The organism is Mycoplasma wenyonii (genome assembly GCF_003265155.1).
GTDB lineage: Bacteria > Bacillota_I > Bacilli_A > Mycoplasmatales > Mycoplasmoidaceae > Eperythrozoon_A > Eperythrozoon_A wenyonii_C.
The window spans coordinates 1-15,140 of record NZ_QKVO01000010.1; the positions used below are offsets into that span (position 1 = coordinate 1).

17 protein-coding genes and 1 tRNA gene are annotated in these 15,140 nt (G+C 34.0%); 14 read left to right on the top strand and 4 right to left on the bottom strand.

The genetic code is table 4. The features are described from left to right. From DNK47_RS03595 to DNK47_RS02375, 3 genes are all read left to right on the top strand, one after another. Positions 1-187, top strand: a 187-nt coding sequence (locus tag DNK47_RS03595) for a hypothetical protein (protein WP_220084657.1), incomplete at its 5' end; no start/stop codon positions are given. A gap of 154 nt (positions 188-341) precedes the next feature. Further along, the gene (locus DNK47_RS02370; protein ID WP_112665595.1) at positions 342-965 is read left to right on the top strand and encodes a hypothetical protein; all 624 of its coding nucleotides are present in this window, start codon (positions 342-344) and stop codon (positions 963-965) included. A 7-nt stretch (positions 966-972) separates the two neighbouring features. Continuing rightward, complete coding sequence (locus tag DNK47_RS02375) at positions 973-2,547, top strand: iron-containing alcohol dehydrogenase (protein ID WP_112665597.1); 1,575 nt, start codon at positions 973-975, stop codon at positions 2,545-2,547. Here the strand turns inward: DNK47_RS02375 and rplM are convergent. Genes rplM through argS form a run of 3 tightly spaced genes read right to left on the bottom strand, consistent with a single transcriptional unit; the run spans position 2,533 to position 5,373 of the window. Further along, positions 2,533-2,976 (bottom strand): 50S ribosomal protein L13, encoded by a 444-nt coding sequence (gene rplM / locus DNK47_RS02380; RefSeq protein WP_112665599.1) that lies wholly within the window; start codon positions 2,974-2,976, stop codon positions 2,533-2,535. The two genes, DNK47_RS02375 and rplM, sit on opposite strands and share 15 nt — an antisense overlap. 29 nt (positions 2,977-3,005) lie before the next feature. After that, positions 3,006-3,707, bottom strand: coding sequence for a ribonuclease HIII (locus tag DNK47_RS02385; protein ID WP_309250885.1), 702 nt, complete (start codon positions 3,705-3,707; stop codon positions 3,006-3,008). A gap of 4 nt (positions 3,708-3,711) precedes the next feature. Continuing rightward, positions 3,712-5,373, bottom strand: a complete 1,662-nt coding sequence (gene argS, locus DNK47_RS02390; RefSeq protein ID WP_112665603.1) for an arginine--tRNA ligase — start codon at positions 5,371-5,373, stop codon at positions 3,712-3,714. A 116-nt stretch (positions 5,374-5,489) separates the two neighbouring features. Between argS and DNK47_RS02395 the strand changes: the two genes are divergently transcribed. From DNK47_RS02395 to DNK47_RS02430, 8 genes are all read left to right on the top strand, one after another. Beyond that, positions 5,490-5,564 (top strand) — tRNA-Trp (locus DNK47_RS02395). Positions 5,565-5,593: 29 nt separating this feature from the next. Next, positions 5,594-6,751, top strand: a complete 1,158-nt coding sequence (locus DNK47_RS02400; RefSeq protein WP_112665605.1) for a hypothetical protein — start codon at positions 5,594-5,596, stop codon at positions 6,749-6,751. Positions 6,752-6,932: 181 nt separating this feature from the next. Then, the gene (locus DNK47_RS03375; protein WP_146737527.1) at positions 6,933-7,517 is read left to right on the top strand and encodes a hypothetical protein; all 585 of its coding nucleotides are present in this window, start codon (positions 6,933-6,935) and stop codon (positions 7,515-7,517) included. 164 nt (positions 7,518-7,681) lie between these two features. Next, positions 7,682-8,533 (top strand): hypothetical protein, encoded by an 852-nt coding sequence (locus DNK47_RS02410; RefSeq protein ID WP_112665609.1) that lies wholly within the window; start codon positions 7,682-7,684, stop codon positions 8,531-8,533. Between the two features lie 22 nt (positions 8,534-8,555). Beyond that, positions 8,556-9,275 carry a hypothetical protein gene (locus DNK47_RS02415; RefSeq protein WP_112665611.1) on the top strand — a complete coding sequence of 240 codons (720 nt, stop codon included), beginning with the start codon at positions 8,556-8,558 and terminating at the stop codon, positions 9,273-9,275. 32 nt (positions 9,276-9,307) lie between these two features. Further along, positions 9,308-10,384, top strand: coding sequence for a hypothetical protein (locus DNK47_RS02420; protein ID WP_112665613.1), 1,077 nt, complete (start codon positions 9,308-9,310; stop codon positions 10,382-10,384). Positions 10,385-10,428: 44 nt separating this feature from the next. Further along, positions 10,429-11,058: a hypothetical protein gene (locus DNK47_RS02425; RefSeq protein ID WP_112665615.1), complete on the top strand. Its 630-nt coding sequence runs from the start codon at positions 10,429-10,431 to the stop codon at positions 11,056-11,058. Positions 11,059-11,070: 12 nt separating this feature from the next. Next, the gene (locus tag DNK47_RS02430) at positions 11,071-11,946 is read left to right on the top strand and encodes a hypothetical protein (protein WP_112665617.1); all 876 of its coding nucleotides are present in this window, start codon (positions 11,071-11,073) and stop codon (positions 11,944-11,946) included. A 115-nt stretch (positions 11,947-12,061) separates the two neighbouring features. On the opposite strand, the gene DNK47_RS02435 is transcribed toward DNK47_RS02430, so the two are convergent. Further along, complete coding sequence (locus DNK47_RS02435; protein ID WP_112665619.1) at positions 12,062-12,544, bottom strand: hypothetical protein; 483 nt, start codon at positions 12,542-12,544, stop codon at positions 12,062-12,064. Between the two features lie 222 nt (positions 12,545-12,766). Between DNK47_RS02435 and DNK47_RS02440 the strand changes: the two genes are divergently transcribed. From DNK47_RS02440 to DNK47_RS02450, 3 genes are read left to right on the top strand one after another with little or no spacing between them, the layout of a single operon-like run. Continuing rightward, positions 12,767-13,519 carry a hypothetical protein gene (locus tag DNK47_RS02440; protein WP_112665621.1) on the top strand — a complete coding sequence of 251 codons (753 nt, stop codon included), beginning with the start codon at positions 12,767-12,769 and terminating at the stop codon, positions 13,517-13,519. A 39-nt stretch (positions 13,520-13,558) separates the two neighbouring features. Beyond that, positions 13,559-14,224, top strand: a complete 666-nt coding sequence (locus DNK47_RS02445; RefSeq protein WP_146737528.1) for a hypothetical protein — start codon at positions 13,559-13,561, stop codon at positions 14,222-14,224. A gap of 35 nt (positions 14,225-14,259) precedes the next feature. After that, positions 14,260-14,955 carry a hypothetical protein gene (locus tag DNK47_RS02450; RefSeq protein ID WP_146737529.1) on the top strand — a complete coding sequence of 232 codons (696 nt, stop codon included), beginning with the start codon at positions 14,260-14,262 and terminating at the stop codon, positions 14,953-14,955. The last annotated feature ends 185 nt before the right edge of the window (positions 14,956-15,140 follow it).

A 15,140-nucleotide genomic window follows, 5' to 3' on the forward strand; every position in this document is an offset into this window, starting at 1 on the left:
CTTAGATAAGGAATATTCCTCAGTCAATATAGCTTGCTCTCCATCCATTGGTATCTCAACCAAACCATACCTGTTACCTAATCACCCTCCTACTCCCCCCTTACCCTATAAAAAAATAAAAAGACTTTTAAAGAAAATTTATATAGATAAAAAACTAAAGAACCGGCATTTCTATAAACTCAATTAACTCTAAACTAGAAAGAATAAGGCAATAATTAAAAAAAAGATAAAAACTTATTAAAGAATGTTTTTTAATAATTTATATAGTCTTCATACTTATTACATACAGAGAAAGAATAACCTTTAATAATCTTTAATAGGGGAGGACTAGTCTAATAGAATTGTCCCAACTAGAATGAGTAGCTTATACCAGCTTTGGAATATTCTTAATTGTCGTTCCTTGTTTTTTCTACTATCTATTTCTTAGATTTAAGAAAGAAACCATTCAAGATGTTTTAAATTGCAAACAAAGTGTTTTTGATATATCTAAAGAGCTTTACTTCTTAACTCAAGAGAAAACTATACATGATGAGAAAGTGAATAGTTTTATTGTTGAGTTAAAGGTACCAAAAGGGAAAGAAATTACCTTCTCTAATTTATCAGAGAATTTAGTCTTTCAAGAAGCTAAGTTCAAGAGTTTATTAGCCAAGGAAGAGTTTTTCTTTCTTTGCAAGGAAAGAATCTTAGAGTTAATAACTGTATTACAAGCAAGATACAGTAAGAGTATTCAATTAGTTATGAAGTTATTAAGACTAAACAATAAGTCCCAAGAGGTTAAAGAAAAAAAATGAAAGGGAATAGTATCTACTTTACTTTCAAAGACAGAAAGCAATTGACCAGCTATCTTAGCAGAACTAAAAGAGAAATGTAATAGCCTAAAGAGCAACAAGAACTTATTAATTCATAGCTTTTCTTCTTGAGAAAAAGAAATGAAAGAAAAACTATTACTACTAGAAAAAGAATAGAACTTAAATGTCCCCTTTTGACCCTAAAGTTAAGGCAAAAGAAACCATTAAGAAATTCTTTATCAAGAAGGAACCGGAGGACATCTCTGAATCTATCTATAAAAATTCTCTAGATAGTCAGTTATTTTTCAAATTCCAAAGGTCTTCACTTAAAGCAAAAGAAGAATCAAAGGCATTTTCTCTTCTTTCCCACAAAGAATTTAAGAATGAACTAAACCTAAATAAATTCAAAGAGTTAATAGCAGAAAACAGAAAGAATCTAGACTGTTGTTGAGCCCATCTAAACCTCTTAAAGGAATCTGATTATGAAAGCCTTTCCCGGATAAAAGAAGAAAGAGAAAAGAAAGCTCAAAGTAAGAAAGCTAGTATAGTAGAAGACTCAGAGTTTGAACCCAAAAAAAAAAGGAAAGAGAAAAGAAAGATCCCTCTATTAAACAATTGAGAAGTGGGGGAAGATGCACTCGAAAAAACTCTACTTTCTAAGCTCAAGAAAGCAAATATAAATAACTTAGTAGTAATCTCAGATGATTCCTATACAAGACAATTAGTAGGCTATAAAAGACTAATAATTCTACTAGAAGACAATAAGATACCTTTTCTTGAGTACACTAATGTTCAACCTACATTAGATAGAGAGTCAGTCAATAAGTTAATAAGGTTCTGCCATAAAAACAAAACTAATTCACTATTAGTAGTTGGATCTAACTCCTTAATAGACCTATCTAAGTTAGTCATTAGGGGGCTTATTAAACCTAGTAATTTAAAACTACAACCTAACTCCCCTAGACCTGTAGTGTCTTCTTACTACTCTATGTTTTCTGTACCAACTTTGGTAATTCCAAATATCAAGTTAATAGAGCAACCCATACTAACTAACAAACCTGTGTTAAAAAATATGAATTACTTTGATAATTCTGTATTTCTCTTTAATCCAATAGACAGCTCTGACTTTGTAGCTTACTGCCCTAGCCTTTTATTGGAATATAAGAAAGCTAAACAATTAGAGCTAGCTCATTTACTATATTTCAGACTTATCTTTAGTTACTTTGATAGTGAGTTAAGTACTGAAGACAGAATGAGACTAATAAGAGAGCTTAAGTCAATTGAGTGATATCTCAATTTCTTAAAGGAAAACAACTCTATCTCTTTAATAGATGCAAAGATAATTATGGGTATTGCAGCTAAATGTTTTGATGGTAGATATTTTATGACTAAATCTAATTACTGAACTTGATTTAAGTTAGCAGCAAACTTAACTAAGTTAACTAGACTAGAGTTCTATAAGTCTTTAGCTTTATTCCTTCCTTCCTTTTTGGAATACATAACTCTTAATGAGAAAGAAGGAAGAGATAGAGCCCTAGAACTAAGTTATCTACTATTTAATTCTGTTTCTTCTGAAGGATTAGTTCATCAATTGATAAGACACATTAAGAAATTCAGATTGCCTCAAAAGTTCTATGATATCCCTTCCCTAAAAGAATTGAACTTCAAATTTATCAACCAATTAATTAAGCAGTCTTCTCCTTTCTTAACCTCCAATAAGATGACTAAGACAATAATTCAGAATCTAGCTGTTTGATAGTTGAGCTGTGTGAGGATGTTCAGTACCTTTATAAATCTTTAACTTATTAAGTAAAGCTCTAGAGAGATATCTGTTTTTTGGAAGCATACCCTTAACAGCTAACATAAGCATCTTGTCAGAGTAATTTTCCAACATCTCTCTCCCATTTCTTTGTTTTAGACCTCCAGGATAGCCTGAATGTCTATATCAAAATTTATCTGTTAATTTATGTCCAGAAAGTCTTAATTTATCACTGTTGATGACTACAACGAACTCACCACAGTCATAACTAGGAGTAAAGTTAGCCTTTCTCTTTCCTCTTAGTAAATTAGCTATCTGTACAGCTAATCTACCTAAATGAACATTCTTAGCATCTAGAAGAACTCATTTTCTTTGAGCCAGAGCTTCCTCTCTAGTAAGAAGAGTTGTTTTACCTAGATTTATATCCATAGGCTATTAACTAGTTTACTCTAAAGAGTTTAAAGTGCTAAGGCTTTTTCATAGGTTTTAAAGTGAGTTTTGCAGACCTCTTCAGCTTTTAATGTCTCTTTCTTTAACCTTAGCTCTCTAAAAGCTTTGATAACAAGGTTAGAGGCTCCTAAAGGAAGGTTGTGATGGTATTTCCTTGACAGTTCCGAGATCTCTTCAAGAAAATTGAACCTACTAATTATTGAAGCAATAGCACAAGAAAGATGGTTAAGTTCTGCTTTAGTCTCGAAGTGAGTTAGTTCTTCCCCCTGAACACCTATACTATCTAGATATTTGTAGTATCTTTCTTTATCACAGAATTGATCAATGACTGTTTTGTTAGGAAGAGGCTCTTCCCTCGCCCTTAGACTTTCGTTTAGTTGTTTTCATAGGGTGTTATGTGCATAACTTAATAGAACATTTACATTCTTAAGCCTTGCATAGAGTTTGTTGTATTCCTTGATTTTGAAGGAGACAGCGAAGATCTCATTAGGCAATAAAGCCTTTAACTTAGGAGCGAGGTAGTAAACAGTAGCATCAGAGAGTAACTTAGAGTCAGTAATCTTTGCCAGTAATTTAGAGTTCTTTAACTTTAGGTAGCTTTCTGTATTTAAAAAAGCTAGGCTTACATGTATTCCTCCAAAGAAGTCTCCTTTGCCACTTTCATCGGAACCAGCTTCGCTCCCTCTAAAACTATATTTGGTCTTAATTATTGGCTTAACTTAACTTTCTTGGTTGAACTCTAAATATAGGGAGCAACTCAGAGAAAATTCTGTGAGTTAACTGAACTAGAACAAATCTTGCTGTCTTAGTTTCTATATTAGAGTCATTTTGGATAGAGAAAGCTTCATAGAATGTATGAAACTTCTGAGCTAAGTTAAATAGGTAACTGGCAATAATACTTGGCTTCAAATTATCTACAGCTTTCTTGTGATGTGATTCCAAAGAAAGAATAGTGTAGATTAAGTCTAGTTCTTTCTCACTATTTACAGCTTGAAAGTTTAGATTAGATTTTGGCTCTAACTTAATTGATTCCACTATGCTAGAAGCTCTAGAGAAAGCATAAAGAATATAAAAGATAGGATTGTTATAGTTTCTCTCTTTTAACTTACTTACTTCTATATCTAACTCACTCTCTTCATCTCTAGAACTTAGGAGTCATCTGATTTCATCTAGGCTTAAGTGTTCTTTTAGCTCAGCTAGGTTGAGATATACATTATCTCTCTTAGATAAAACTACTTTCTTTCCATCCACCAAGAGTCTAGAGAGCTGAGTAGTTTTATATTGAATCCTATGATCAGGTATATTAATAGACTTGAAAAAGGCTTTCATTCTAGATATATGCGAACTATGGTCTTGAGCTAAAACATTAACTATCTTGCTTTTGGAATCTAAGAAATCTAACTTTTTTAGGTGATAGATTAGATCTTGGCAGAAATAGGTAATAGTCCCATCTTTTTTAACTAACACATCATCTTTATTAAGTTCTCTACTGAATTTACTGGTGTTGAATCAAAGAGCATTTTCGTGGAGATACAAATGTTCTTTTAACTGATTTACTAAGGAAGAAAGAGAAGATTCAGTGCAGATTCGAGACTCATAGTCTCAACTATCAACCTGTATTGAAAGCTCTTCTAACTCTTTCTTTATAGCAGTTAAGAGATATTCAATAGAGAAATGTCTTATCTCTTTAGTTAGTTCTTTATCTTCTAGCTTTCAATGATTTCCAAAGTTAGTACTTATTTGTCTTGCACATGACTCAATAATGTCTGAATGATATTTAGGAGGATTAGAAATAGAAATCCCTTTAGATAAATGTGAGTAGACCCAATAAATGGAATCTATGAGCTCTTTTATTTGAGCACCAGCATCATTTACTAAATAAGCTCTGTAGACTAAGTTACCGTTGTATTCCAGCAGATTAGATAAGGAGTCAGTTATAACTCCATTTCTAATGTGACCTATATGTAACTCTCCAGTAGGGTTAGCAGAAACAATCTCAATAAAGTATTTTTGAAACTCATTATCTTCATTGTTAGCTACAAAGACTATCTTTTTATTCTTTTGCGAGTTAAAGTAGAACTCTTTAATTAACTTTTGAGAAGGATAGAAGTTTAGATAGCCTTTATTAAGCTCTGCTTTTTCTATTTCAGGGAGATCATTAGATTCTTCTCAACCTGTAAGTAATCTATCTTCAATCTCTTGAAGAGATTTCTTGTAGATTGCAGAGATTAGGTAAGGGAGGTTAGTATTTAGAAAGCCAAACTTAGAGTTTTTTGTTTCTTCAATAACTATCTTGTCTAGGAGTAAGATTCAGTCATTAGTCTTTAGTATTTGAATTAGGTTTTCTTTGATCTTTTCTCTTAACTCAGAAATCAAGGAATTAAGTTAGATTAATAAAGGTGACAACTTCTTTCTAGAATAAAGAATAAAAGATTATAAGGGCATAAAATTAAGCTCGAAGAGTGGCTTTTGCACACTCTTTTGGGCTAATTGGTTGCGTAGTTTAAGGGTAAAACTATAGTCTCCAAAACTATTGACTGAGGGTTCGAGTCCTTCCGCATCCGCCATTTTTATTTATTAATTATTTAATTAGTTTGTGTTAAATAGCCTTCTTGACTATTGAAAGAGTCTCACAACTTTTGGAACAGTTAGCTTACCTTTAGTAGGTTTATTTTTCTTAAGTACTAAGTCTGTTAGCTGGACCACTCCATATGGATATTACACCAGATTAAAGCTATTTATTAAGAGAAATGGACAATTAGCAAAGGCTTCAGTAGCTACTTCTGAAGGGACAGGAGACTCGGGAGCAAGTGATAGATATCAGATAACACAGGTTTCTAGTAGTTCTAGCACTACTTCAGGGAGCGAATCTCCAGATTTAATAGCAGAGTATCCCATAACCTCTTTAGACAAAGAGAGTTGGTGGAAGTTTTGTTTACCTAGCAAATCTAAGTTAAAGAAAAATGAACAGACACAGAAAACTTCTTCCTCGGCAACAAATGGGGAAGATTGTGAACTTAAATATTTCAAAAAAGAGTCTCAAGAGATTGATTATCTCTTAAGGTTAGGCCTTAAATTCTTAAAGCTTCAACACCAAATTAACTTATTTCTTTTCTATGACTCGAAAAAGCAGAACCCTCCATTAGTTAAAGACTTAGATGATAGTTCTGGTTGAAAAAATCAATTTCAAAAGAAGTGTGAAGTGAAAGAAAAAAGTAATGGTGAGTCTGTATTAAAGGAATTTTTTATTTCTACTAATCCAGTATCACCGAATTGTTTATTAGTACCTACTCAGGTAAAGCTTACTTTAACTACTGGAGGAGGAACTGCACAAGTACAAGCAGACAGTAGCAATTTGGCAGAGATAAAGATAGAAGAAATAAAGAAAGGTTCTATAGAGGGGAATATAGATTACAGCTTTGCTGATTATTATGGGAAATTACAGGAGTTCTCTTGACAAAATGGACAGTTAAGCTCAGGGGCTGGAGGCCATACAACTAATCAAAATCCTGTTTTGATTTCATTGAAACCTGTAACTGAGAAAAAGTTTGAATTTAAGCTAGAAGGTGCAAGCGATTCTTCTTCTGGAAGTGGTGTACAGAACTCATTGCAATTTAAGGATCTATGAGATAAATATGAAAAAAGAGATTTAAAGTTGTGTGATTTTTGAAAGAGCCCTGAAGCTACCGTTGGGGGGGGGCAACACTCAGCTATGCAAGTTGAATTCAAAAAAGTAAATAAAGAACTGAGTTAATAACTAGACAAACAGGTTATTTAGTAACTATTTCTAAAAACTCTTAAAGATATTGGTCTCATAATAGAAAAACTACTTAATAATTAATGGTTTGTAAAGGAATCCCCCAGAACCCCAAAACAAATAATAAAGACTGGCATTAAGGCACTTAAAATAGAGAACGGTCAATTAACAATCTTTTATGTCCTTTCTTACCTATACAAGTCATCCAGTACTCTTTGCAGCTAGTGTAGGAGGTGTTACCTTAGGAGTTACTTTGTTATTGTTACCTTGAAAACAAATATCATTTGGAGATTCTTGATCCAATTCTTTTCTTTCTTCTTCAGGATTTAACCCTTCATCGAGTAAAGAGCCAATAGAAAGAGAAAACAACTGTAAGGTGGTTTTGTTGGAAAAAATAAATACTTTTTTTCCAGCCCATATTGCAATCTCTTGTAATACACAAGGGGATAGCCAGTATGATATTTTAGGTGGCGAATGAATCGGACTGTTTCCTAAAAATCTTTTCAAAGAAAGTGATAAGTTGACTCTTAGACAACAATTAAATATTCAAACTTGAACAAAAGAGCCTAGTGAAGAATCTCCAAATGATTTCTATATAACCAGATTTCGAAGTTCCCGATTTGTAACTAAAGATGCTGAGATTATTGGTAAATGAAAATATGGAGAAGATAGTATTGATGAAAAAACAATAGATTTTGTTCAATTAGAAAATCCATACTTTTCAGAAATAATTTATTTTGTTCATGGGTCTAAAAGACGATAAATTACTAATTATTCAATTAACTATCTAACTAATAAATAAAAAGTAAGACTTTTTTCATCAGGCAATAGTTTTCCATTTTTTATCAAAAATCTTTAAAATACTTAGAGTTTTAAACAGGCTTTAATAGCTTTTTCTCTTTTAAAAGGAGCCAATAATTGCTTTTTATGTCTTTTTTAATAAAGCTGGCTTATCCTGCACTGGCTACCTTAACAATTGGGGGGGGCGCTTATGTAGGGGCCACTTCATCATCTAATGAAATTTCATCTAGTAATGTTTCTTTAGTACTCGAATCTAAGTCAGAGGCTTTACATCAAGGAAGAACTAGTCAAGAACCTTCACAACCACAACTTGACACAGTAACAAAGGAAGCACATTTACAAACAGAGGCAAGAGTAGCGGAAGCCCAAACACATTTATCCACAGAAGAAGTAAATAGTGACAAACACTTACATGCCACAATCAGTGAAGCGGGTTTGCCGGAAGAGACTGAAACAGTGATAGCTGACATCGGCCCGAAACCAGAATCGACAGAAGAAAATGTTAGATCTCCAAAATTTTCAACAGGAAACTGTGAAGTAATTGATACACCAGAAGGGGTTAAGAAGCAGTTATCAAAAGACATTGTTTATGTGGCATTTTCATGCAAGAATAATACCGGCAGAACAGAATTAGTAGATTGAAAGGGTTATTTACCTAACTCTTTACTAAAAGATGGAGCAGAAATTTTTAAAGTTGGAGACAGAATCAATATTGATGTATTTGATACGATAGATGTGGCAAGCAGGCATGAAAATGAGCAACTACAAGATGATGAGGATGATTGAGAACCAACATGAACTTTGTTTGACAGTTATCAATTTAAGGAACAAACTATTACTGGAAATTGAGGATATTCAGCGGCAAGTGATGATATTGAAACTGAAGATGAAGCAGAGGAAGATGAAGAGGGCGAGACAGTTTACAAAGTAAGATTGCCTGAGTCAATTAATGCAGATAAGTTTTATCTACAGTATTAATTAATTTCAGTTAGCCACAATAATGTACGTAGCAAAGATTGGTTTACCTATCCTTTGCATAGGATTGGGAGGAGGAATGACTTTAGGGGCCACAAAGCAGTCATCCAATCCAATCGAAGGTACCTCTCCTCAAACTAATCTTCTTGAAACTACTACATTAGAACAAGGCACAGAGAATGTTCATACAACGGCTCAAGCTCCAGAAACTATTCAAGAAACTCTTTCTATTTCAACCAATGAGCAACCTTCACAAGACATACCAACAGTCCTTACTCAGCCACAACATGAAGTCACTGTACCTGCAATAACAAAAGGAACTGAAGGTAATTGTGAAATAGTTACTGACTTTCAATCAGTTATTAGTGCTCTTTCTTTAGGCGACTCTTATGTTGCTATTACTTGCGATATCAAGGGAATTGATAGTGAAAATGATGAACTTCTAAAAGAAAAGTGAGAAGGTAAATTAATAGGATTGTTTTCTAAGGATCTTTTTGAAGAAGATGGCAAACGACTAACAAAAGGCTATAAGTTAGATATCAAAACTAAAACCGATTATCAAGATGAGGCGGATGCAGAAGAGCTTTATAAGACCATCTTTCAAAGTGATTCCTTTTCTTCCTCTGATCATCAAATAATTGGCAGATGAGATGATGGAAACGATCGATACGATGACAAATTAGTAGATTTCATTAAAATGGAAGGCTTGGAAGTACAAAAAAACATTTATTTTGTACATATCTAGTGAAAAGATGCATAATTTAACTTTCTAGTCTCATGGCTTTCGCGTTATTCCCAGTATTTGCTCAATTAATTTTTGCCACAGCTGTAATCGGAGGGGGGGGCACAGCATTTGTAAAGTCTATACAAGGAGGACAAAGCGCAGTATCTAAACCAACTACTAATTTAACTCATCAATCCGTAACACAGGTAACAAGAACTCTAACTACAGAATCTTCTTCATTAACTAAACAAGTAACTCAGGCAGTCCCCTCATCTGTAAAAGCAGAGGCACAAGTACAAGAATCACCAAAGGTTGTAGCGCTATCCGTTCCTGTTAAAGCAGAAAATTGCAAAATCACTAAGAAATTAGGTTATGTTCCCGAATCCTTCCAAGATGAAACAAAAGATTATGTGACAATATCCTGTTCAGACAATGTATTAAATCCTTTCCCATATAACTGAAAAGGACTATTTCCTAACTCTATCTTCAAGTCAGGAGAACAATTTAGCGAAGGCCAAGAGTTGATTATCAAGATAGAATATGCAGGCGAAGAATTAGCGAATATTTCTGAAATTACAGAATTAGATAGTGGTTCTAAACTGACTATTTCAAGTCCAAAATTCACAACACCTATTATGACTGCAGAATGAAATTATTTAGAAGAAGATAGCGCTTGAGCAGTTATTACAGTTACTCACCCATTCATTAATCAAAAGATCTATCTTCTATTAGATGAAGAAGGACAAAAGCCAGCAGGAAATTGCGAAATTATTAATAACCTAAATTACATCCCTGAATCATTTAAAGGATCTTTAGATAGTTACTTCTCAATATCTTGTGACACTTCAGGCGTAGATACTTTCCCAGACCCATTGAAGGGATTGTTTCCTAAAGAATTATTCAAAAATCAAGACAAGCTTACTGTAGGTAAGAGATTTGATGTAAAGATAGAAACAGACATGGAAGGGACACAAGAAACAGAAGACTTTGGCATTACTTTTGCAGGAGAAAAGTTTTCTTCTTCATTAAGTGGTAGATGAAATTATGAACAAGAAGGTCCAGGGGCTGTGGTTAAGTTATCTGGAGGCGAAAAGCAAGTTTATTTGTTACTAAACGACTCAAACAGTTAGTAAAAAGTAACACAAAACACTAGTAATCAGACAAATTAGCTTTTATGTCTTTTTTAATTAAGTTCGCTTTTCCAGTAATTGTTACATCCTCTGCTGTTGGTTTAGGAACTAATTTTGGTTCTGCAGAGAAAACAGAAGGAGTTACTCAACAAAATCCAGTTCTAGGGTCAACAGTTATCCAACAACCTGCTGTAGAAGTAGCAGAACAAAGAGACACAAGGGTTACGGAGCCAGATACTCAACCAACAATTATTCCCGCGGTAGAAGAAAAGGGAAATTGTCAAATAATTGATACAAAAGAAGATTTAGTTGGCACTTTTTCTCCAGAGGAAACTACATTTGTTTCAGTAACTTGTACAAATGTTGTGGATCAAGAGTCAATGCTCTCTAAGTGAACAGGCTTCTTTCCAACCAGCTTATTTAATTTAGATAGCCAATCAAGCTTGTCAATAGGAAAAAAGTTTGATATTGATATAGAAGAGCCAGAACCTACAGATGAAGATACAGAACCTTATAAGACTGTGTTTAAGAGCGAGAAGTTTGTAGATAAATCAATTATTGGAACTTGAGGAAATGAAGTGGCAGAAGACGTTACATATAAGGACAAAACAATTTATGAAGTGTTATTAACTGATCAAGTAAGCAATCTTTATCTTTATTCCCATCAGCAATAAGACTTAATTAATTTGGCTAGCCCTGTTTTAAAAATTGGATTTGCGGTTGTCGCTCTTGGTTTATCTGGAGGCACTTATAGATTAGTTTCTCACTATAGAGGCAATACAGAATCTAATTCTTTAGTCACTTCTTCTCTTAATGGTTCTGATCAAGTATTAAAGGGAGAATCTTCATTAAATCCATCAGGAGACACAGGACAAAGCACTTTAGGTACAGAAAACACTTTTATACAGCCAGATAGTCATAATGAAGCGTTACCAGAAAGACACCAAGACGACGGGCAAGAAGCCACCGGACATACATCAGAAGATTCTGTCTCTTCCGGCTTAGTTTTTGATTCAGAACCAAGAGAATTGGGCAGAGAAGAATCAACAGAGATGTCTCTTGGCGTTTCTTCTTCGGCGGATCATTCAACACACGCGCCTAGTGAGCCGGTTGAAACGGGAAAATGTAGAGTCGTCTCTACTTCAGCAACTATTTTGAAGTCAATTGCTACAAGTGAACAGGATTATTACACCATTTTCTGCGATAATGGGGACACAGGTGATATTTCTCTTCTATCAAAATGAACAGGTCTATTTCCTAAATCTATCTTTAAAGAAGGAATGCAATTTAATGTAGATCAACAACTGAATATAGATCTAAATACGGAAATGGATGGTGATATACCAAGTAGTGAAGAAATTACTTCAAGAGGAGAATCATTAGGTGTAGGAGATTGATATGGAATTAAAGCCACCAGTAATAAGTTTTTAGCTGAAACAATAACTGGGTTTTGAGGATACAAGACCTTTGATACAAATGATTCAGGAGCAGTTATTGTGTTAGATGATTCAAGAGTAGATCAAGAAATTTATCTGGTGTTTAATCAAGAAGACCAAGCATAACAGATTAAGAAAAGAAATTTATTTTTAGTAGACAAATAATAAAATTTTCGTCGTAGTTTTTTCAAATAATTTATTCATATGACTTTTTTAACTAAGTTAATTTACGCAGGACTTACTACAACTGTCATCACGGGGGGGGCGTAGGCATAGGATTATCTGCCACTAAGCAATCTAATTCAGTTAATAAGATAGATTTATTAACCGCCACTAGACAGCAGGAAGGAACAGCTCTTAACTTATCAGAAGAAGGAGTTACTACTACAGCTGAAAATATCCTTCTTACAGGAGTAGTTACAGAAGTTACACACCTTCATACTCTTACACATACAGAGCAAGTAGAATCAGAAATCCAAGACACCCAAACAGCTTCTGTCGGTACTGAGAAAGAGAGGTTTGAAGAAGCGCAAGACGAAGGCATAGGCAAATGTGTAGTTATTGAAGGAGATTCAGAAGTTATTGGTAAGCTTTCTCAAGAAGCCACATACTTTTCTGTTTCTTGCGACAATAGTGAAGTTACTGAGGTATATCTAGAAAAATGAACAGGCATTTTTCCCTCAGCTCTTCTTAAAGATGGAGGAAAAGGACTAATTGCAGGCAAACACTTCGATATTGATGTAAGCTATCAAGATGTTTCTGATGATTATGAAGGAGATGAGTCTTATCAAACCTTATTTACTAGTGATAAGTTTGTAGATGGCAAGATTATAGGAAGATGAGGAAGTAGTTTAGATTACGCCAAAGACGATTCGATTGTTGTTTATACAGTAGAAGTAGCAGATTTAACAACTTCAAGCTATTTCTATATCTCTAAGAAGGCATAATGTTTGGAACTTTGTTGAAATTCTGTTTACCTTTATCTATCGCTGGTACAGGTGTTGCTACAGCCTTGGGGGTATCTTCTTCAACTTCTACAGAAAATAATGTATTCACCTCTAGTCCTGTAACTGTTTCTCATCAAGAAACTCAAGCACAAGTATCTTTACAATCAGTAGGAAGCCACGTACCTACTTTAGAAACTGTCCCCGCCACTTCAGCTAATGTGGTTTCAGGCCAAGAGGACAGACAAGAATTAGATACAAAATTACAAACTCCTCCGCAGGAAGAATTACCAAAAACCAGTGAATTAGAAACGCCAAAGGCAGCTGCGGAGGAGCCGGAGGGTAATTGTCAAATTATTGATCCTGCCACAGATATTTTTGAATCACTTGAAAAAGATTCAGCAAATTACTATACAGTATCTTGCAAGAATAAGGGAAATGATACCTTTTTAGACAACTGAAAAGGATTATTCCTTAAAACACTCTTTTCAAATCAAGAAGTTCTAAACACCAATAAAAAGTTTGACCTTAATGTAACTACAGATATGGGAGCAGAAGATGATTCAGATATGTCTGATGAGTTTTCCGAGGATGAAGAGAACTTATACGGAGTTACTATTTCTAGTTCTAAGTTTGCAAATAATGAGTTAATAGGAAGATGAAATTATGGAGATGTTGGAGATGAATCTGTAGCCATCATTAATCTCACTTCATTTTTAAACGAAGAAAAGATATATTTTTTTGATTTTCAATAAACCAAATTGATAGGAGCTCTACCAAAACTTAGTCTCTTTTTGTCTGGAGTTGGGGTTATAGGAGGAACTCAATTTGCCTCACTTTCTTCCGCTAAGGATCCCAACTTAACTACTTTTGAATCTGTTCAAGAAGATACGCAACATAAGACCAGCTTAGAAACACCAACTCAACCCTTAAGTCAAGAACCAGCAACAACAAACTTTGTAATAACAGTAGAAACTCAAAATCAAACTCTAGAACCCCAATTAACTAGAGAAACAATTCCTGAAGAATCTCCTAAAGGCAACTGTTCAATTATTGATGATCTGGAACAAGTAATTAAAGAGCTGGAATTAACAACCCCATATATTGCAGTTTTCTGCAAGATAGAGGGATACAGTGGTTTTGATATTCTTGGAGATAAATGAACAGGCTTACTTCCTTTAAGTCTTTTAAAGCAAGATAAGTGAGGCTTTGAAAAAGGTAGAGAAATGAATATTATGGCAAAGACAGATCATGCAGAAACGGAAAATGAAGGTGATTATGAAGAAACTGAAGAGGTGGCTACTTTTGACACTGTATTTAGTAGTCAACAATTTATATATCCTGAAATAATTGGTAGTTGAGATTATGGGAGTGAAGAATATGACGGTAAGTTAGTTGATTTTGTTACACTAAAAAAATTACAAACAAAAGAGAAAATCTATTTTGTACATGTTGATTAAGAGAACTAACTCTCAATTAATCTACTATGTATTCAGTGATTAGGTTTGGTTATTCTTTCTTAGCTATAGCCACTCTCGGGGGGGGCGGAACAATCATTGCACTTTCTACACAGTCTTCTTCTAAAAATCAAGAATCTGTTTCTACTCAAACTGTAACCCCAGCTTTACCAGCACATTCAACAGTTACTGAGGCCTCTGCTCCTTCTTTTCCTCAAGATACTACTCAACCAGTAGATGTAGCCCATCAACCTGTTTTAGAGGTAACAGAACATAGGGATCTAGATCTAGTTCCAGAAATAGGTAATTGTGAATTCATTACTTTTGCAAAAACATCAAATATTCCTGTAGCTTTTAACGTTACAGAAGAAGACTATTTTTCAGTAATTTGTAAGAAAGAAGGCGAAAGTACTATTTTGCCAGAAAAAGACTGAGTAGGTTTTTTCCCAAAAAGTTTCTTTTCTATTGATCACGAAAAAATAAATGAAAATAGCAGAGTTGACATTAAGGTAGAGGATATTCAGGAAGAGGATCCTATTTATGAGCAATCAGATGATGATTCACTATGATATGGGATCAAAATTTCAAGCCCTAAGATTAAAGGCAGTGAATCAATCGATACCAAACTAACTTATTACTCAGAAAATCCATCATGAGCTGAAGTAAAGCCGACCTCTTTAGATGAAAAAATCTATCTCTTATTAACTCAAAGTGACGAAGAAGAAGAGGCATAGAAGTAAAGCAATTATTGTTTTTTAACAGAGTTAATTCCCATATAAATTTCAAACAATCTAATTAATCTTTTTGGTTAGATTAGGCCAGTCTGCTCTTGCAACTTTAGTTATGGGAGGAATTACATCGGGTAACAATCCTCCTTCTTTTTATACAAAAGAGCAACAAGAAACAACAACTGTAACTA